Below are 19,732 nucleotides of genomic sequence, written 5' to 3'. Positions count from 1 at the left end.
CCGTCCCGCAGAGGAGATCACCCATGACAGTCCACGATCCCGACATCCGCCGGACACCGCAGGATCCGCAACAGGGGAAGCAGGCGCCTGCCGGAGTCGACTCCCCGCTGTTCGACGCGCTCATCGGCGCGCGGAAGATGTTCAGCCGTTCGGAGAAGATCACCGACGACAATCGCGAGACCCACCGCGTGGGCGGCCGCAGCGGCGACTCCTTCTACCGCGAGCGCTGGAGCCATGACAAGGTCGTCCGTTCCACCCATGGCGTCAATTGCACCGGCTCGTGCTCCTGGAAGGTCTACGTCAAGGACGGCGTGATCACCTGGGAGTCCCAGGAGACCGACTACCCCTCGGTGGGCCCGGACAAGCCGGAGTACGAACCGCGCGGCTGCCCCCGCGGCGCCTCCTTCTCCTGGTACACCTATTCCCCGACCCGGGTGCGCTACCCCTACGTGCGTTCCGAGCTGCTGCGGCTGTACCGCGAGGAGAAGGCGAAGGCCCCCGGCCACGATCCCGTCGAGGCCTGGAAGGCGATCGTCTCCGATCCGGCCAAGGCGATGCGCTACAAGCGGGCGCGCGGCAAGGGCGGCCTGGTGCGGGCCTCATGGGACGAAGCCGTCGAGATGGTGGCCGCCGCCTACGTGCACACGATCAAGGAGTACGGGCCCGACCGGGCCACGGGTTTCTCCCCGATCCCTGCGATGAGCCAGGTCTCCTTCTCCTCCGGGGCCCGGTTCCACCAGCTCATCGGCAGCTCCATGCTGTCCTTCTACGACTGGTACGCCGATCTGCCGCCTGCCTCGCCCCAGGTGTTCGGGGACCAGACCGACGTTCCGGAGTCCGGCGACTGGTGGGATGCGGCCTATCTGATCATGTGGGGTTCGAACGTCCCCCTGACGCGGACGCCCGACGCGCACTGGATGACCGAGGCGCGCTATCGCGGGCAGAAGGTCATCTCGGTCGCCCCCGACTACGCGGAATCGGTCAAGTTCGCCGACGAATGGCTCGCCCCGCACCCCGGCACGGACGCGGCGCTGGCGATGGCGATGGGCCACACGATCCTGCGCGAGTTCTATGTCGAGAAGCAGGTGCCCTCCTTCCAGGCGTACTCGAAGCAGTACACCGATCTGCCCTTCCTCGTGCAGCTGGAGCGGCGCGGGGACGGCACCCTGGTGCCGGGCAAGTTCCTGGTCGCCTCCGATCTCGGCAGCGCTCATAGCGACGAGGCCGATACCGAGCACGCCGATTTCAAGCCGATGCTGTACGACCTCGTCGCGCACCGGGCCGCGGTGCCGGGCGGCACCCTCGGACACCGCTTCTCCGCCGATGGCGAGGGCCGCTGGAACCTCGAACTCGGCGATCTCGACCCGGCGCTGAGCCTGCTGGGCCACCACGAGGACGTCGCCGAGGTGCTGTTGCCGCGCTTCGACACGGCCGGTCAGGGCGGCCGCGGCGACGTGCCGCGCGGCGTTCCCGTGCGCACCATCGACGGCCGCACGGTCACCACCGTGTTCGATCTGCTGCTGGCCGAGTACGGCGTGGGCCGCGAGGGTCTGCCCGGCAGCTGGGCGAGCGGCCTCGACGATGCCGACGCCCTGTACACCCCGGCCTGGCAGGAGACGATCACGGGTGTGCCGGGCCCGGCCGCCGCCCGCATCGCCCGGGAGTTCGCGCAGAACGCGATCGACTCCGGCGGTCGCTCGATGATCATCATGGGTGCCGGGACCAACCACTGGTTCCACTCCGACACCATCTACCGCTCCTTCCTGACGCTGACGAACCTGTGCGGCACCCAGGGCGTCAACGGCGGCGGCTGGGCCCACTACGTCGGTCAGGAGAAGGTCCGTCCCATCACCGGCTGGTCGCACCTGGCCAACGCCCTGGACTGGTCGCGCCCGCCCCGGCAGATGTGCCAGACCACGTACTGGTACATGCACGCCGACCAATGGAGGTACGACCGCTTCGGCGCGGACACGCTGGCCGCGACCACCGGGGCGGGCGCCTTCGCGGACATGACCACCGCCGACGCCATCGCCCTGTCCCAGCGGCTGGGCTGGCAGCCCTTCTACCCGCAGTTCGACATCAACTCGCTGGACGTGGCGGACCGGGCCGCGGAGGCGGGGGAGGAGACGATCCCGTACCTGGTCGACCAACTCAAGAACGGCGGCATCAACTTCGCCGCCGAGGACCCCGATGCCTCGGAGAACTTCCCGCGGATCTGGTCGATCTGGCGGGCGAACACTCTGGGCTCCTCCGCCAAGGGCGACCAGTACTTCTTCCGCCATCTGCTGGGCGTCGACAGCTCCGCCGCGGAGGAGGAGACGCCCGAGCAGTTCCGCCCGAAGGGCGTGCGCTGGCGGGAGGACGCCCCGATCGGCAAGGTCGATCTGCTGCTCACCCTCGATTTCCGGATGACCAGCCACACCCTGCACTCCGATGTGGTGCTGCCGGCCTCCACCTGGTACGAGAAGCACGATCTCTCCACCACGGACATGCACCCCTTCGTCCATTCGTTCAACCCCGCGATCTCCAACCCCTGGGAGTCGCGCACCGACTGGGAGACCTGGTCGACGATCGCGGAGCGCTTCAGCGCCCTCGCCGAGACCCATCTGGGCACTCGCACGGACGTGGTCGCCTTCCCGCTGCAGCACGACTCCCCGGGAGCGATGGCCACGCCGCACGGGCGGGTGCGGGACTGGAGGAAGGGAGAGTGCGAGGCGATCCCGGGCCTGACCATGCCGGCCCTGGTGGAGGTCGAGCGCGACTACTCCCAGATCCACGCCAAGTACACCTCGATCGGTCCTCTCCTCGAGGAGAAGGGCATGGCCACCAAGGGACTCACCTACGACGTGACGGATTACGTCGCTGAGCTCGGCCGGCTCAACGGCATCCACCGCACGGGGCCCGCGGCGGGGCGTCCCAAGCTCGTCACGGACCTGGACGCCTGCGAGTTCATCCTGGGCCTGTCGGGGACGACCAACGGGCACATGGCCACCGAGGGCTTCAAGACGCTCGAGAAGCGCACCGGCACCCGCTTGCACGACCTCGCCGCCGAGCACGAGGGCAAGCAGATCCACTTCGCCGACACCAAAGCGGCCCCGGCCCCGGTGATCACCAGTCCGGAGTGGTCGGGCTCCGAGAGCGGAGGGCGGCGCTACAGCCCGTTCACGATCAACGTCGAGCGCAAGAAGCCCTGGCACACCCTGACCGGGCGCCAGCACTACTACCTCGACCACGATTGGATGCTGGAGATGGGGGAGGCCCTGCCGGTCTTCCGCCCGCCGCTGGACATGACCGCTCTGTTCGGCGAGCAGGCTCCGGGTGCCGTCGACGGCACCTCGATCTCCGTGCGCTACCTGACCCCGCACAACAAGTGGGCGATCCATTCGATGTACCAGGAGAACTTCTTCATGATGAACCTGTCCCGCGGCGGGCAGAGCATCTGGATGAGCGTCGAGGACGCGGAGGCCGTCGGCATCACCGACAACGACTGGGTCGAGGCCACCAACCGCAACGGTGTGGTCTCGGCCCGGGCGGTGGTCAGCCACCGCATGCCCCGGGGCACGGCGTTCATGCACCACGGCCAGGAGCGGACGGTGAACGTCCCGCGGACCGAACGCGACGGCACGCGGGGTGGGATCACGAACTCGCTGACCCGCATCATGATCAAGCCCTCGCACCTGATCGGCGGGTACGCGCAGCTGTCCTTCGCCTTCAACTACTACGGCCCGACGGGGAACCAGCGCGACGAGGTCACGATGATCCGCAAGCGCACGGCCCCCGTCGAGTACTGAGCCCGGCCCGACGAACACAGAGCGAAGGAGAGCCTCGATGAGAGTCATGGCCCAAATGTCGATGGTGATGAACCTCGACAAGTGCATCGGTTGCCACACCTGTTCGGTCACCTGCAAGCAGGCGTGGACCAACCGCTCCGGCACCGAATACATGTGGTTCAACAACGTCGAGACGCGACCCGGTCAGGGGTACCCGCGCGGGTACGAGGACCAGGAGAAGTGGAAGGGCGGCTGGGAGCTGGGGAAGAACGGGCGGCTGAAGCTCAAGGCCGGAGGCCGCCTGACCAAGCTGCTGCAGCTGTTCTCGAACCCGAGGCTGCCCGGCATCGAGGACTACTACGAGCCGTGGACCTACGAGTACGACAACCTCCTGCACGCCCCGGCACAGCAGGACACCATCCCCACCGCGCCCCCGAAGTCGCTGATCACCGGGGAGCGCACCCAGATCGAGTGGTCGGGGAACTGGGACGACGACCTCGGAGGCACCTACCTGCACAAGGACAAGGACCCGATGCTCGAGGGCATCGAGGACAAGGTGCAGTTCGAGTTCGACCAGACCTTCATGTTCTACCTGCCGCGCATCTGCGAGCACTGCCTGAACCCCACCTGCGTGGCCTCCTGTCCCTCCGGCGCGATCTACAAGCGCGAAGAGGACGGCGTCGTCCTGGTCGACCAGGACACCTGCCGCGGCTGGCGCATGTGCATCACCGGCTGCCCCTACAAGAAGATCTACTTCAACCACCGCACCGGCAAGGCCGAGAAGTGCACCTTCTGCTACCCCCGCCTCGAGCAGGGGGAGCCGACGGTCTGCGCCGAGACCTGCGTGGGGCGCCTGCGCTACATCGGCCTCGTGCTCTACGACGCGGACCGCGTCACCGAGGCCGCCTCGACCACGGACGAGCAGGACCTCTACCGCTCCCAGCGGGACATCATCCTGGACCCGCACGACCCCGAGGTGATCCGCGGGGCGGAGGCGGCCGGCATCCCGCACGACTGGATCATGGCCGCTCAGAAGTCCCCCACCTACAAGCTGATCAAGGACTACGAGGTCGCTCTCCCGCTGCACCCGGAGTACCGCACCATGCCGATGGTCTGGTACATCCCGCCGCTCTCGCCCGTGGTGGACGTCGTGCGGGACACCGGCTATGACGCGGAGGACGCGGAGAGCCTGTTCTCCGCGATCGATGCGCTGCGCATCCCGGTGGAGTACCTCGCGAACCTGTTCACCGCCGGGGACGTGCCGACGGTCGAGCGCGTGCTGTACCGGATGGCCGCGATGCGCTCGTACATGCGCGACATCAACCTCGGCAACGAGCCCAAGGAGGGGATCGCGAACGCCGTCGGCATGGACGGCGGGACGATGCAGGAGATGTACCGCCTGCTGGCGATCGCGAAGTACGACGACCGCTACGTGATCCCCGAAGGCCACCACGAGTCCGCCCACGATCTCGAGTCCACCGGGACCGACTGTCCGTTGAACGCTCCCGGGGGCCCCGGCATGGGGATGTCCCTCCCGGAGGAGTCGATGGGCATGTCCGGGCCCGGCTACGCCACCAATCGCCAGGAGAACGGTCCGGGCCGTCCCGAGGGCGTCAGCATCAACCTGCTGACCTGGGACGGCAAGGGTCGGCCCGACGGGCTGTTCCCGCAGCCGTCCCCGGGGAGGGCCTGATGGGCACCCTGGCCAGGCTCCTCACCCGGCGCGGTGACACCGACACGGCGTCGACGAAGCCGGCTCCCCGGCGCGCGCGGTCGCCGCGGGACCTGCTGCACGCCTCGGGGATGTCCACCGAGCAGCTGCGGGTGACCTGGATCGCCGTGTCGTGGCTGCTGACCTACCCGCACGAGGACACCCTCGGACGTCTCCCGGCGCTGCGGGAGCTCACCGACTCGGTGCCGGAGCCTGCGCGCTCCGGCCTGCTGGCGACCCTCGAGGCGCTCGAAGGGCGGGAGGCGGTGAGCATCCAGGAGGACTACGTCGACACCTTCGACACCCGCCGCCGAGGCTGCCTGCATCTGACCTACTTCAGTCACGGCGATACCCGCCGACGCGGCATGGCCCTGCTGCGCATCAAGCAGGACTTCCGTGCCGCGGGGCTGGAGATCGGTGCCGACGAGCTGCCGGACCACCTGCCGGTGGTGCTCGAGTTCGCCGCCGGGCACGACGCCGAGCGCGGCGCGAAGATCCTGCGCGCCAACCGTCCGGGCGTGGAGCTGCTGCGGTTGCACCTCGCCGAGATCGCCTCGCCCTGGCACGGCTCCCTGGTGGCGCTGTGCGCGACGCTGCCGCGGCTGGACGCCGAGGATCGCGACGCAGTGCTGAAGCTGGCCTCGGAGGGTCCCGAGGAGGAGACCGTGGGACTGGACGGGTACGGCCCGGACGGTGATGCGGCGGACCTGGCCGGCCAGACCTTCGCCGCCTCCCCGTCCGATTCCTGCGGTTCCCACACGGCGGCACCCGGGCCGGTGCCGGTGGACCTGATGAGAGGACGACCCTCATGAATGACGCCACGACGCTCCAGCTGCTGCTGTGGGTGGTGTATCCCTACATGGTGCTCGCCGTGTTCGTCCTCGGACACGTCTGGCGATTCCGCAACGACCGCTTCGGCTGGACCACCCGCTCCAGTCAGATCTACGAGTCCACGCTGCTGTCCATCGGTTCGCCGATGTTCCACTACGGGATCATCGGGATCTTCTTCGGACACGCGGTGGGCCTGGGCGTGCCGAAGTCCTGGACCCGGTTCTTCGGGATCACCGACCACATGTACCACCTGATGGCGATCACGATCGGGCTGGCGGCGGCCGTGGCCTGCGTCGGCGGCCTGATGATCCTGCTGTACCGCCGACGCACCAACACCCGCGTGTTCGGCGCGACGACCGCCGGGGACAAGCTCATGTACCTGCTGCTGGCGATGACCATCGTCTGCGGCGTGCTCGCCACGGTGGTGCACACCGCTTTCGGCACCTACGACTACCGCGAGGGCGTCTCGGTCTGGTTCCGCAACTTCTGGACGCTGCGCCCCTCGACCGACCTCATGTCCCAGGCCCCGATCTTCTTCCAGCTGCACGTGCTGTCCGCGCTGACGCTGTTCGCGATCTGGCCCTTCACCCGTCTGGTGCACGTCTTCGCGGCACCGTTGGGCTATCTGACCCGGCCGTACATCCTGTACCGCAGCAAGGACCCGCGCGGTGAGGCCGAGCGCCGCGGGTGGGAGAAGGTGAAGTTCTGATGGTGTCCAAGCCCCCGGTGACCCTGCAGGATGATTGGGAGGCCGCGCTGCTGCCCTGGCTGCGGCGCGTGGCCGCGGAACTGGACGTCGGCGGCGTCGACCTCGATGTCGACCGGGTGCACGAGATGACCGGGGTCGTGGCCGAGGGCGTCCAGCGCTCCATGGCTCCGATCTCCGCGTTCCTGGTCGGGGCCGCCGTCGCCCGCGGTGCTGGGCTCGAGGACGCCTGCAGGATGGTCGAGCAGGTCACCGCCGCGGACGCGGCGCCCGTCGGCAGCTGAGGCAGGAGCCGGCGGCGCGACGTCCGCTGACGGTTCGGCAGACGGAGGAGGACCATGATGACCGCACGCCGCTCCGAGGACCCCACCCCGCGCGAGCACGGCCGGGACGGGGCCGCCGCGGCCGCCTACTGGACACCGACGCGACGGCGGGAGGCGCGCCCCGCGCAGATCCGGAAGGAACCGCCCTCGTCGTCCTCACTCGCGTCCGCCGACGACGCACAGGACGACCACGAGCGGCCAGTAGGGGAGCAGTACGGGTTCCTCACCAGCAGCGACGCTCCCGATGCCGAAGCCGTCGAGGAGGGGGCGGACGGCCCCGAGCCGGACAGCGAGGGTGCGACGGAGAAGTGACCGATCGGTCACCTGCTGCCCCGAACCCCTGGTGTGAACAAGATCACCATGCGTAAAGTGGCGCCGCGGTTCCCGGACCGCTCCCCTTTTCCCCTCTGAAAGGACCTCACGGTGATCCCCTCCCCGGAAACCCAGGACACCCCCTCCTCCCCACCCGGTGCCCTCACCCGCTGTGCTCGCGCCGCGAGCGGCATCGCCGTCGCCGCAGCGCTGACGCTCGGCGTCGTCGGCATGGCCGCGGCCGACCCGGTCGATGACGGCGACCTCGAATCGACCGCCCTGTCCTCCACGGCTCGGGAGGTCGCCACCCAGTACTGGACCGCCGAGCGGATGGAGTCGGCGACCCCGGCCGCCGAGCTCGTCGCCGACGAAGAGGCGATCGACCGACAGGTCGAGAGCTCGGCGACCGAGAGCATCCCCGCCGTCGAGGTGGACCCGCAGGTCCGGGCCGAGGCGCAGGAGGCCTCCGGCCAGGACGCCGAGGCAGGGACGGAGAGTGGGACCCAGGCCGCGGGCACCGACCACGTCGGCAAGGTCTTCTTCACCGTCGGAGGCACCGATTACGTGTGCTCCGGCAATGCGGTGGCCTCCGGCAACGGCTCGACCGTCTCGACCGCCGGCCACTGCGTGAACAATGCCGGGACCTGGGCGGACAACTGGGTCTTCGCCCCCGGCTATGACCAGGGCTCCACCCCCTACGGGCTGTGGGGTGCCTCGGACCTGTACGCCACCGACCAGTGGGTCTCCACCGAGGACATGAACTACGACATCGCCTTCGCGGTCGTCGAGCCGGAGAGCGGTGCGGCGAACCTGACCGACGCCGTGGGCGGCTCCGGCATCGAGTTCAACACCGAGCGCGGTGAGCTCTACACCTCCTACGGCTACCCTGCGGCGGCACCCTTCGACGGCGAGAGCCTCGAGCAGTGCCAGGGAACCGGCTTCGACGACACGGTCGGCGGCACCGATGACCAGGGCATCGACTGCGACATGACCGGCGGATCCTCCGGCGGCCCCTGGTTCGTGGGGCAGGGCGCCTCCGGGCTCCAGGTCTCGGTCAACAGCTTCGGCTACACCACGCAGCCGGGTGTCATGTACGGCCCCTACCTCGGCGACGTCGCCCAGGACCTCTACGAGGCCGCAGCGGCCGCCTGACCTCCTGCGCCTCCTGCGCCGTGGCCGGTGTCCCGACAGGTGCCGGCCACGGTTCGCGCCCGACGTGATCGACAGGTCGGAAGTACTGGTGCAAACCAGACAAGTGTGGGTATTCTCCTCGGAGATGGTGCTGGATCCGATGCCAGTTCTGCGAAAGGTGCCGATGATGACTCCCATGAGCGACACGACGTCCTCCCACCCCTCCACCCCGACCTGGATGCGCCGTGGAGCGCGCGTTCTCGGTGGTGCCGCCCTCGCTGCGGGACTGAGCTTCGCAGGCGCCGGTCTGGCCTCGGCCGTCGAGGTGAATCCCCAGTTCGTCGAGGTGAACCCGCAGTTCGTGGAGGTGAATCCGCAGTTCGTGGAGGTGAACCCCCAGTTCGTGGAGGTCAACCCGATGATCTGGGGCAACCCGCAGGGGCGGTGACCCCGTGTGCGACCCCGCAGGCCGTCTGATCAGGTCGGCCTGAGACGGCAGGAGGACGGCGCCCGCCGGGCACCGTCCTCTTCTGCTGTCAGGACGCGGGCGGTTCAGCGGTCCGCGATGTCGCCGACGTGGGTGATCTCCAGGACCGGCTCTCCTGCCTCATCGGTGGCCTCGAGGTCGAGCTCGGCCTCGATCGCCCAGTCGTGGTTGCCCTCCGGGTCGGCGAGCACCTGGCGGATCCGCCAGAGCTTCGACTCCTCCGTGATCTGCAGCAGCTGCGGGGAGCGCGCCGGGCCGTCGATGCCGACATCGTCGTAGGTGTCGTAGTAGGCGTCCATCGCCTTCGCCCACGCCGGACGGTCCCAGCCGGAATCCCCGTCCAGCTCCGCCAGACGCTGCTCGCGCTCGAAGGCGAAGTGCTCCACGCGCTGCCACATGGCCGCACGCACCATCGTGCGCAGCACCTTGGTCTGTGCCGACAGTCCGCGTGGAGAGCTCGGGCGGATCTCGCTGGCACCGTCCTGTTCCGCGTCCTCGGGATGCGAGAGGGCCTCCCACTCGTCCAGCAAGGAGGAGTCGATGCCCCGCACCAGCACTCCGAGCCATTCGATGAGGTCCTCGAGCTCTTCGGTGCGCAGGTCCTGGGGAATGGTGCGGCGCAGCGCCTGGTAGGCGTCGGAGAGGTATCGCAGCACGATGCCCTCGGAGCGCTGCAGGCCGTAGCGCTGGACGAACTCGGAGAAGGTCTGGCCGGTCTCGTGGATCTCCCGGACCACAGACTTGGGGGAGAGGTCCTCCACCCGCACCCAGGGTCGGGCCTTCGCATAGATCTCCAGGGCGGCCTCGAGATCCTCCTCCAGGGGCTTGGGCCAGGTGACCTCGTCGAGCTGGGCCATGCGCTCGGTGTACTCGACCCCGTCGGCCTTCAGCTCGGCCAACAGCTCGCCCTTGGCGGCATTCTGCTGCGCCAGCAGGATCTGGCGCGGGTCCTCGAGGATCGCCTCGATGATCGAGACGGTGTCCATCGTCAGCGACTGCGACTCCTCGTCGAGGGTGTCGATCATCGCGATCGCGAAGGGCGCCAGCGGCTGGTTCATCGTGAAGTCCAGCTGGAGGTCCTCGACCAGGACGAGCCGCCGACCGAGGTGGTCGGGCTCCGGCAGCACCTCGATGATCTCGGCGTCCCGCAGCCCCTTGAGGATCGCGAGCGCGTCCTTGATCAGCGCCAGTTTCTGGGTGCGGGTCTGATGGCTGGTCATGATCAGGTGACGGCCCGCGGCGATGGCGTCACCGGGCCGGGAGATCAGCGCCAGCTCCATGCCCGCGGTGATCTTCAGGTGAGGACGCAGGGACTCGGGTGCGTTCTCGACCAGCTTGGTCATGTTCGCCTCGGACCAGCTGACCGCGCCGTCGGGGATCTTCGGCTTGGGTTCCTTCTTGCGCTTCTTGGCGCTGTTGGAGACCTTCCCGGCATCCTCACGAGCCCGGTGCTTGGCCCGCTCCCGCTCGAACTCGATGGTCCAGATCGGTGCCTGGACCACGACGTGGCCGATGGTGTCGAACCCGGCGCGGCCCGCTCGGCCGGCGATCTGGTGGAACTCGCGGGCGTTCAGCAGACGTGTCCGGGAGCCGTCGAACTTCGCGAGCCCCGTCAGCAGCACGGTGCGGATGGGCACGTTGATGCCGACGCCGAGGGTGTCCGTGCCGCAGATGACCTTCAACAGGCCCGACTGGGCGAGCTTCTCGACCAGACGGCGGTACTTCGGCAGCATCCCGGCATGGTGGACGCCGATGCCCTCGCGGACGAGCTTGGACAGGATCTGCCCGAACCCACGGGAGAAGCGGAAGTCCCCGATGATCTCCCGGATCCGTCCCTTCTCCTCGGTGGTGAGGACCTTCTGGGAGAGCAGCGACTGAGCCTGTTCCAGGGCGTCCTTCTGGGTGAAGTGGACGATGTAGACCGGGGCGTCGCGATCGGCCAGGATCGTCGAGATCGTGTCCGGCAGGGGTTCGAGCGACCAGCGGAAGTCCAGCGGCACCGGGCGCGGGGCGTCGTCGATGACGCTGACAGCTCGCTGCGTCCTCTGCTCCAGGTCCTCGACGAAGAAGGACACGTCTCCGAGGGTCGCGCTCATCAGGACGAACTGGCAGTCCGGAAGCTCCACGAGCGGGACCTGCCAGGCCCAGCCGCGCTGGGAATCGCCGTAGAAGTGGAACTCGTCCATCACCGCCAGGCCGACGTCGGAGGCGGGCCCGTCGCGCAAGGCATGGTTGGCGAAGATCTCGGCGGTGCACACGATGATCGGTGCATCGTGGTTCACGCTCGAGTCCCCGGTCATCATGCCCACGTTCTCGGCGCCGAACTGCGCGACGAGGTCGAAGAACTTCTCGGAGACCAGTGCCTTGATGGGGGCGGTGTAGTACGAGCGCTGACCGCGGGCCATGGCCGCGAAGAGCGCGGAATAGGCGATCGTGGTCTTGCCCGACCCGGTGGGGGTCGCCGCGATCACGTGATCGCCCGCCGCGATCGCCAGCAGCGCCTCCTCCTGGTGCGGGTACAGGGTGCGGCCGACGGACTCCTGGGCGTCCATGAACCCGTCGACGATCGCGTCCTGTCCCTCGGCGGAAGCGGTCTCGGGCAGGAACGGCGTCAGGATCGGCATGGGGCCAGTCTGCCAGGGGGAGGCGACGGCCCGTCCGCGCCGGCGGCCGCTGTCAGGCGAGAAGACCGACCAGCATCACCAGGGGCAGCGAGATGAGGGAGCCCAGGGCGGTGACGAGGGTGAGGGTCTTCAGGGTGCCCTGGGTGCTCAGCCCGACCAGTGACTTGAACATCCAGAAGAAGTTGCTGTTGACCTGGAGGGCGAACATGGCGCCCGAGGCGACGGCGAGCCCGATCGCGATGGGGGAGACGTCGATCGAACCGAGGACCGGGCCGATGATGCCGGCTGCGGCGATCGCCGCCACGGAGACGGAGCCGATCGCGAGGTGGAGCACTGCTGCGATCACCCAGGCCAGCAGGATGCTCACGAGCACCGGAGCTCCGGCATCGGCGGTGAACAGGCCGGCCAGGATCTCATCGAGACCGGTCTCCGCGATGACCGCGCCGAGGGATCCGCCGATCCCCGTGATCAGCAGGATCTCGCCGGTGGTGTGGAAGCCCTCGCCGAGCGCGCGGTTCGTGCCCTCGGACCCCAGGACGCGGCGGCACAGCAGATAGGCGCCGAGCAGGCCGACGAAGAGGGCGATGTTCGCGTCGCCGATGAAGGAGACGGCCTGGTGCGTGAGGCCGAAGAGCTTGGCGAAGGCTCCACCCCCGATCATCAGCAGCGGCACCAGGATCGGCAGGAGGCACACCAGCAGAGGAGGCGTGGCGGCGCGCTGCGCGTCCGCAGCCGCAGTCGTCCCGCCGTGCTCCTCCGGGCCGTCATCCTCCTCGGACGTGGGTCCGTCCCCGACGGACTCGTCGGCGGCCGGTTTCCAGAAGCCGCTGCGGAGGATCTGGCGGAACACCAGCGTGGTGAGGATCGCAGTCAGCGGCCCGAGGACGATCCCGTAGAGGATCCAGGTGCCCAGGGGGATGCCCATGAGCCCGGCGATGGAGACCGCGGCCAGTCCCGGCACCACGAAGACGTAGCCGGCGAAGATCCCGGTCCCCAGCGCCCCGGCCATGAGAGGCAGACCCCGCCGTCCGATCATCGGGCCCGCCGAGCGCACCACCGGGGCGGCCAGCACGACCTGCACATCCACGTAGATGGCCGGGAAGACGGTCGACATCGCCGCTGTCAGCGCGTAGGGCAGCCGACGACCGCCGACGCCCTCGACGAGCAGCGTCACCATCTTCTGGAAGGCACCCATCGCGTGGAGCAGTGCGCCGATCAGGACTCCGAAGCCGATCAGCAGACCGACCTCCGCCATGATGTCGCCGAACCCGCCCGTGATCGCCGTGACGGTGCCGGTGAAGCCGACTCCGGTGGCGAGGCCGAGGTAGAGCGAGCCGATGATCAAGGCGATCACCGGGTCGACCTTCACCTTGAGGATGAGGGCCACGATCCCGACGATGGCGATCGTGGTGTGGAGGATCAGCACTGAGCGCTCCTGTTCTCTCGCGAGCGCCGGGACAGCGGTGCCCCGGCGCGATGACCACCACAGTCTGGAGCACCGCGGAGGGTGGCCACGACGCGCCCCCCGGAATCTGTCGGTTTCGCCGAGAATGTCCTCCGAGGTCAGGGGAAGCGGCGCCAGGACCGGGGCTCGTCGGTCTTCATGCGTGCGGCCTGCTCCCCGGGGATCCCGTGGCCCCGCAGATCACCAGGCACCTCGGTCCCCGCTCATGCGACGGCGCACAACGGTGCGACCACGTCCAGGAGCCGGGCGCGCAGCTCGTCGGCCCTGTCGGCCAGCGCCCGCTGCCGGCGCACGTACTCGGCCTTCCCGGCCGCCGTCTCGATCGGGACCACCCCGTAGCCGAGGTCCCTCACGTCGTACGGGCTCGCCTCCATGTCCAGCACCCGCGTCTCGCGGGCGTGTTCGAAGCAGTCCAGCACCAACGCCGAGGGCACCAGCGGGGTCAGTTTCATCGCCCACTTGTACAGATCCATCCCCACATGGAGACACGCGGGATTGTCGAGCTCGACCTGTCGCTCTCGGGAGGGCTGCAGGGCATTGCGGGGCGCGGCCGACGCGGTGAAGAAGCGGAACGCGTCCAGGTGGGAGCACACCAGCTTCTCGCGCTCGACGACGGCGTCCGTCTCCTCCCGCGATAGCCGGAGCGGCAGATCCTCGTGGCGCTGTTCGCCGAGTCGCAGGCGGTGGACCATCGCCCACTCGTGCAGCCCGAAGCAGCCGAACTGCGGCCGACGGCTGCCGAGCGACGATGACGCCAGCAGTCGCGTCATGAAGGAGAGGGCGTCGGCCCGCTCCTGCCGGTAGCGCTCGACATCGGCTCGCCGCGCGGTCGTCGTGCGCCCGGCCGGCGTTCCCGCGGGAACGTCCCGGTACCAGGAGCGGTGCCCTTCCGCGTCGAGGTCGCCGATGACCGGCCGTCCCTGCGCACCGAGATCTGCCGCCGCGTCGTAGGCGACCTCCCATCCCGGATGCCAGCGGCGCAGCTTGGTGGGGGAGTAGGGGTAGTACGTGAACAGGAAGTCCTCGACCGGATGCTTCTCGCCCCGGGCCCTGCGCTCACGGCGGCCTGCGGTCAGGGCGTCGGCCCGCTGCTCGTGGGCGTGCCGCGCCCGGGTGGCCTCCTCGGCGGAGAGCAGGTGCGCGTCAGTGATGCGGGTCGAGGTGCTCACGGCGGCCTCCTGGCGCAGGTCGAGGTACGGCACGATCCGTCGATCGGCCGCTCCATCCTACGAGGCCGACCGTCCTTCCTCCTCAGCACCTGCTCGTCCACAGGGGGCCGGGCGCCGGGCGTTCGCGACACCTGCATCCTTACGGTGAGGTGCATCAGAGCGTGACCATCGTGACCGGTGAGGAGCATCAGAGATGGCCGGCATAGATTTCGACTGCGCGTACTGCGGAGAGCATCACCACGGCACCGACGGGGGTGCCGCCAGCCCCTGGCCGGCCCTCGGGTTCCACCGACCGGACCCCTACCTGGAGCTGGACGCGCACTCCCGTCGCTTCCACGCCCGGACCACCGACGACCTGTGCCTGATCGAGCGGGGCGAGGACATCGAATGCTTCCTGCGAGCGATCCTCACCCTCCCGATCGCGGGGGAGGAGCTCACGCTCGAGTGCGGGCCCTGGGCCCGTGTGAGCGAGGCGAGCTATCTGGACTACGCCGAGCATTACGAGGACCCCGCGCACCGCGAGCACTATGCCGGACAGCTCGCCACCGCGATCCCGGGATACGAGCAGCCGTTCGCGGTGCCCGTGCAGGTGATCACGCGCGGACTGCAGCGGCCCCACCTGGTACCGGGCTCGACCTTCGGTCACGCCTTGGTGCGCGACTTCTCCGACGGGATCACCCGGAAGGAGGCGGAGCTGCGCATCCGCTCGATGCTGCTGCCGACGACCGAGGCATGACGCCCGGCGGGCGCGCCTCAGGTGCTGCCGACACGGGACCCGCCGTACTTGCGGTGCGCCGCCTGCCGGCTGATGCCGAGTGCGAAGGCGGTCGACATCCTGACACCTCCCAGCGTCAACAGACGGTGACGGGCCAGGGGTGGTCGGTCGACCGGTCACGATGGTGGTGCGCTCGGCTCGACGGATCCGCCCGTTCGCCGGTCACCCGGCCAGAAGCTCTCGCACCCGGGGGATCACCTCGGTGCCGTAGAGGCGGATCGACTCCATCAGCTGCTCGTGCGGCATCGGGCCGCTGACGTACTTGAGGTCGAAGCGATCGATGCCGAGGTCACGGATCGTGGCGGCGATCTTCTGGGCCACGGTCTCGGGACCACCCGCGTACAGGGCGCCGTGCTGCATCTCCGCGTCGAACTCGTCCATGCCGGCCGGCCCCCAGCCGCGTTCGCGGCCGATCTCGGTGCGGTTGTGGATCCAGTGCGGGGCCAGCTGCTCGCGCGCCGTGGCGTCGTCCGCAGCGATGTGACCGGGGGAGTGCACGCCGACGGGCAGGCGCCCGTGCCCGAGCTTCTCGGTCGCCTCATGGAACAGCTCCACGTACGGGGCGAAGCGCTGCGGGGGCCCTCCGATGATCGCGAGCATCAGCGGGAAGCGGTGCCGCGCCGCGCGCACCACCGAGTTGGGGCTGCCGCCGACGGCCACCCAGGTCGGCAGCGTCCGCTCCATGCGGGGGTGCACCGACTGGTCCTTCAGCGGCGGGCGGATGGTGCCGGACCAGGTGATCGGCTCCTGGGGGAGCACCGCGGCCAGCAGGTCCAGCTTCTCCTCGAACAAGGTCTCGTAGTCCTGCATCGCGTAGCCGAACAGCGGGAACGACTCGGTGAACGAGCCACGTCCCACCGTCAGCTCGGCGCGACCGTCCGAGAGGGCATCCAGCGTCGAGAACCGCTCGAACACTCGGATCGGGTCGTCGGAGCTCAGCACGGTCACGGCGGTCCCGAGCGTGATGCGTCCGGTGCGGGTGGCCAGGCCCGCCAGCACCGTGTCCGGGGCGCTGACGGCGAAGTCGGGGCGATGGTGCTCGCCGATCGAGAAGTGGTCGATCCCCACGGCGTCGGCCAGCTCGCCCTGGGCCACGATGTCGCGGATCACCTGGGCCGCGGGCACCGGATCGCCCGCGAGGTCGACCGAGACGTCGCCGAAGGTGTCGAGGCCGAAGGTGGGGTGCTGGGGTGCGGTCGTCATGCTCTGGCGGACCTCCTGGTCGTCGGGTCCCTCCCGAAGTGATTGATAGTTCAAGGATATAGGCCGGCAAGGGTCCTGTCCAGGCACGGGGTGGGGGCCTCTCCCCCACGACGACCGCGCGATTCCGCCACCCGATGAGGTCGACACCACGGCCCAGGAGGGCACCCTGGAGATCATCGGCGCCCGGGCCACCGCCCGCCCGCTCGCACGAGGTTCGCACGGACGCCCGCGGGCTCGCCGATGAGTTCGCGGCTCTCGAGCCGCGCTCGTCGCGCGGGACACCGCGCCGCCGATGCGCCGTCGGCCGACGGCCGACGGCCTAGACTGTCGACCATGCGTATCGCCCGATTCACCACCGGCGAAGATCCCATGTACGGCATCGTCCAGGAGAAGGACGGCCAGGACATGGTCTATGGGATCACCGGTGACCCCCTGTACACCGAGATCCGCCCGACCGGCACCATCGTCCCGCTTCAGGACGTCCGTCTGCTGGCTCCCGTCATCCCGCGCTCGAAGGTGGTGTGCGTCGGCCGCAACTATGCCGCGCACGCCGCGGAGATGGGCGGCGAGGTGCCCGAGCAGGCGCTGTTCTTCCTCAAACCCAACACGGCCGTCGTGGGCCCGGGCGACCCGGTGGCGATCCCGCCGTACAGCCAGGAGGTCAGCCTCGAGGCCGAGCTCGCCGTGGTCATGAAGCGGATGGCCAAGGACGTCGCGGTCGGCGACGTGCCCGAGGCGGTCCTCGGCTACACCTGCGCGAACGACCTCACCGCCCGGGACTCCCAGCGGTCGGAGAACCAGTGGTTCCGCGCCAAGGCCTTCGACACGTCCTGCCCCATCGGCCCCTGGATCGAGACGGACCTCGATGTCGCCGGCCCCGCCGGCCTCGCGATCTCCTCGCACGTCGACGGCGCGGTCGCCCAGGACGGCACCACCGCGGACATGGTCCGCTCGGTCGCCGAGCTGATCGCCGAGATCTCCACCGTGGTCACGCTGTTGCCCGGCGACCTGGTCCTGACCGGCACCCCCGCCGGCGTGCGCACCGTCGAGGCCGGGTCGAGCATCGACATCACCATCGAGGGGATCGGCACGCTGACCAATCCCGTCGTGCGGCGCTGAGACGCCCGACCCGATCCGCTACCCCGCGACCCCAGGAGCATCCCGCGTGACCACCACCCCGAGCTCGATCCCCGCCTCCCCCTCCTCCGGCGAGGTGCGGGTGCGCTTCTGCCCCAGCCCCACCGGCACGCCGCACGTGGGGATGGTGCGCACCGCCCTGTTCAACTGGGCGCACGCCCGCCACCACGGCGGCAAGCTCGTCTTCCGCATCGAGGACACCGACGCCGCGCGCGACAGCGAGGAGTCCTACCACCAGCTGCTGGAGGCCATGCGCTGGCTCGGCATCGACTGGGACGAGGGCGTCGAGGTCGGCGGGCCCGACGGCCCCTACCGCCAGTCCCAGCGCGCCGACATCTACCAGGACGTCATCGCGAGGCTGAAGGAGTCCGGCCACATCTACGAGTCCTTCTCCACCGCAGAGGAGATCTCGCAGCGCCACCGCGAGGCCGGACGGGACCCCCAGCTCGGCTACGACGGCTACGACCGCGACCTCACCGAAGAGCAGAAGGCCGCTCACCGCGCCGAGGGCCGCGAGCCCACCTGGCGACTGCGCATGCCCGCGGAGGACCTCTCCTTCACGGACCTGGTGCGCGGGGAGATCACCTTCAAGGCCGGTTCGACCCCGGACTTCGTGGTGGTCCGCGCGAACGGTCAGCCGCTGTACACGCTCGTGAACCCCGTCGACGATGCCCTCATGCGCATCACCCACGTGCTGCGCGGCGAGGACATCCTCTCCTCGACGCCCCGCCAGATCGCGCTGTACCGGGCGCTGATCGAGATCGGGGTCGCCGAACGGGTCCCCGAGTTCGGCCACCTGCCCTATGTGATGGGGGAGGGGAACAAGAAGCTCTCCAAGCGCGACCCCCAGGCAAACCTCTTCCACTACCGCGACCAGGGCTTCACCCCCGAGGGCATGGTCAACTACCTCGCCCTGCTGGGCTGGGGCTACAGCGCCGACGAGGACATCTTCTCGCGCGAGCAGCTGGTGGAGCGCTTCACGGCCGAGGACGTGAACCCCAACCCCGCCCGCGTGGATCTCAAGAAGGCCACCGCCATCAACGCCGACCACATCCGGCTGCTGCCGGAGGCAGAGCTCACGGAGCGCCTGATCCCGTACCTCCAGCGGGCAGAGGTGCTGGGGGAGACCGTCAGCGAACAGCAGCGCGAGCTGGTCGCCGCCGCCACCCCGCTGGTGCAGACCCGCATGAACCTGCTCGGCGAGGCGGCGGATCTGCTGGGCTTCCTGTTCATCGCCGACGAGGATCTCGTCGTCACCGACGACGCCCTCAAGAAGCTCGGTGACGACCCCGTCGGCGTGCTCGAGCGGGCGATCGGCGAGGTCGAGACCGTCCCCGAGGGCTGCTTCACCGCGGGGGCGCTCGAGACGACGCTGCGTGAGGCGATCGTCGAGGACATGGGCATCAAACCGCGACTCGCCTTCGGTCCGCTGCGCAGCGCCGTCTCCGGTCGCCGCGTGTCCCCGCCGCTGTTCGAGTCCATGGAGCTGCTGGGCAAGCCCTCGAGCCTGGCCCGGCTGCGCGCGCTGCGCGACCGGCTCGCCAGCGGTTCCTGAGCTTCGGGAGCGCTGTGAGGAGGCGTGCTCAGCCTCACAGCGCTCCCGGGCCCTCTCGCTTTGTCATGGGCGGGATGAGCCGGTAGAGTCTTACCTCGGTACGGCAACTGCGGAACAGTCCGAAAAGCCCTCGGGAACCACCGGGGAACGATTCGGAACGGGACATGGAAAACGTACTGTCACCATGGGGTATGGTGTAATTGGCAACACAGCGGTTTCTGGTACCGTCGTTCTAGGTTCGAGTCCTGGTACCCCAGCTCTGCATCACGTCTCGGACGTCGTGCAGTCCGCGCCCCGTTCGTCTAGCGGCCCAGGACGTCGCCCTCTCACGGCGGTAACACCGGTTCAAATCCGGTACGGGGTACGACGCGAGAACTGAGGTTCTCGTGCGGGCCCCGTTCGTCTAGCGGCCCAGGACGTCGCCCTCTCACGGCGGTAACACCGGTTCAAATCCGGTACGGGGTACGGACAGGAGCCGATGCCACAGGCATCGGCTCCTTTTCTGTTTCTCTGCCCCGACGCGCCGTCACGGA

Annotated in this window: 15 protein-coding genes and 3 tRNA genes; 14 read left to right on the top strand and 4 right to left on the bottom strand. The window is 69.2% G+C overall.

All coding sequences use genetic code 11. The annotated features are described in order from the left end of the window. Window positions 1-23: 23 nt before the first annotated feature. The 8 genes from BH708_RS05400 to BH708_RS05365 all read left to right on the top strand — a co-directional run bounded on the left by BH708_RS05400 (window position 24) and on the right by BH708_RS05365 (window position 9,232). On the top strand, window positions 24-3,791 hold the full coding sequence (locus BH708_RS05400; RefSeq protein ID WP_076807211.1) for a nitrate reductase subunit alpha: 3,768 nt from the start codon (window positions 24-26) through the stop codon (window positions 3,789-3,791). A 37-nt stretch (window positions 3,792-3,828) separates the two neighbouring features. Next, complete coding sequence (narH, locus tag BH708_RS05395) at window positions 3,829-5,463, top strand: nitrate reductase subunit beta (RefSeq protein ID WP_076807210.1); 1,635 nt, start codon at window positions 3,829-3,831, stop codon at window positions 5,461-5,463. Beyond that, window positions 5,463-6,293: a nitrate reductase molybdenum cofactor assembly chaperone gene (gene narJ / locus BH708_RS05390; protein ID WP_076807208.1), complete on the top strand. Its 831-nt coding sequence runs from the start codon at window positions 5,463-5,465 to the stop codon at window positions 6,291-6,293. The genes narH and narJ overlap by 1 nt, the downstream gene beginning before the upstream one ends. After that, window positions 6,290-7,021, top strand: coding sequence for a respiratory nitrate reductase subunit gamma (gene narI / locus BH708_RS05385; RefSeq protein ID WP_076807206.1), 732 nt, complete (start codon window positions 6,290-6,292; stop codon window positions 7,019-7,021). The genes narJ and narI overlap by 4 nt, the downstream gene beginning before the upstream one ends. Next, a complete protein-coding gene (locus tag BH708_RS05380) occupies window positions 7,021-7,302 on the top strand; it encodes a DUF6457 domain-containing protein (protein ID WP_076807204.1) in 282 nt (93 codons plus the stop codon). Before narI ends, BH708_RS05380 begins: the two co-directional genes overlap by 1 nt. Before the next feature lie 54 nt (window positions 7,303-7,356). Continuing rightward, window positions 7,357-7,653, top strand: coding sequence for a hypothetical protein (locus tag BH708_RS05375; protein WP_076807203.1), 297 nt, complete (start codon window positions 7,357-7,359; stop codon window positions 7,651-7,653). A 111-nt stretch (window positions 7,654-7,764) separates the two neighbouring features. Beyond that, window positions 7,765-8,805: a serine protease gene (locus tag BH708_RS05370; RefSeq protein ID WP_157235765.1), complete on the top strand. Its 1,041-nt coding sequence runs from the start codon at window positions 7,765-7,767 to the stop codon at window positions 8,803-8,805. A gap of 175 nt (window positions 8,806-8,980) precedes the next feature. Then, window positions 8,981-9,232, top strand: coding sequence for a hypothetical protein (locus tag BH708_RS05365; protein ID WP_076807201.1), 252 nt, complete (start codon window positions 8,981-8,983; stop codon window positions 9,230-9,232). 104 nt (window positions 9,233-9,336) lie between these two features. Here BH708_RS05365 and BH708_RS05360 read toward each other — a convergent pair whose 3' ends face one another. The 3 genes from BH708_RS05360 to BH708_RS05350 all read right to left on the bottom strand — a co-directional run bounded on the left by BH708_RS05360 (window position 9,337) and on the right by BH708_RS05350 (window position 14,529). After that, the gene (locus BH708_RS05360; RefSeq protein ID WP_076807199.1) at window positions 9,337-11,895 is read right to left on the bottom strand and encodes an RNA helicase; all 2,559 of its coding nucleotides are present in this window, start codon (window positions 11,893-11,895) and stop codon (window positions 9,337-9,339) included. Between the two features lie 52 nt (window positions 11,896-11,947). Next, window positions 11,948-13,321 (bottom strand): GntP family permease, encoded by a 1,374-nt coding sequence (locus BH708_RS05355; protein WP_076807197.1) that lies wholly within the window; start codon window positions 13,319-13,321, stop codon window positions 11,948-11,950. 242 nt (window positions 13,322-13,563) lie between these two features. Continuing rightward, entirely contained in the window at window positions 13,564-14,529 is a 966-nt protein-coding gene (locus tag BH708_RS05350; RefSeq protein ID WP_076810835.1) for a 3-methyladenine DNA glycosylase, read from the bottom strand. 193 nt (window positions 14,530-14,722) lie between these two features. Here BH708_RS05350 and BH708_RS05345 point away from each other — a divergent pair, with 193 nt between their 5' ends. After that, entirely contained in the window at window positions 14,723-15,265 is a 543-nt protein-coding gene (locus BH708_RS05345; protein WP_083713305.1) for a DUF2199 domain-containing protein, read from the top strand. A 201-nt stretch (window positions 15,266-15,466) separates the two neighbouring features. Here the strand turns inward: BH708_RS05345 and BH708_RS05340 are convergent, their stop codons facing one another. Next, window positions 15,467-16,507, bottom strand: a complete 1,041-nt coding sequence (locus tag BH708_RS05340; RefSeq protein ID WP_076807196.1) for an LLM class flavin-dependent oxidoreductase — start codon at window positions 16,505-16,507, stop codon at window positions 15,467-15,469. Between the two features lie 333 nt (window positions 16,508-16,840). Here BH708_RS05340 and BH708_RS05335 point away from each other — a divergent pair, with 333 nt between their 5' ends. The 5 genes from BH708_RS05335 (at window position 16,841) to BH708_RS05315 (ending at window position 19,664) form a co-directional block, all read left to right on the top strand. Continuing rightward, window positions 16,841-17,626, top strand: a complete 786-nt coding sequence (locus tag BH708_RS05335; RefSeq protein WP_076807194.1) for a fumarylacetoacetate hydrolase family protein — start codon at window positions 16,841-16,843, stop codon at window positions 17,624-17,626. Between the two features lie 46 nt (window positions 17,627-17,672). Then, window positions 17,673-19,199, top strand: coding sequence for a glutamate--tRNA ligase (gene gltX / locus BH708_RS05330; RefSeq protein WP_076807192.1), 1,527 nt, complete (start codon window positions 17,673-17,675; stop codon window positions 19,197-19,199). Between the two features lie 185 nt (window positions 19,200-19,384). Next, a tRNA-Gln gene (locus BH708_RS05325) sits at window positions 19,385-19,456 on the top strand. A gap of 34 nt (window positions 19,457-19,490) precedes the next feature. Continuing rightward, window positions 19,491-19,563: transfer RNA gene (locus BH708_RS05320), tRNA-Glu, on the top strand. Between the two features lie 28 nt (window positions 19,564-19,591). Then, window positions 19,592-19,664: transfer RNA gene (locus tag BH708_RS05315), tRNA-Glu, on the top strand. The last annotated feature ends 68 nt before the right edge of the window (window positions 19,665-19,732 follow it).

The organism is Brachybacterium sp. P6-10-X1 (assembly GCF_001969445.1).
GTDB lineage: Bacteria > Actinomycetota > Actinomycetes > Actinomycetales > Dermabacteraceae > Brachybacterium.
This window is presented reverse-complemented; position numbering and strand designations above follow the sequence as displayed.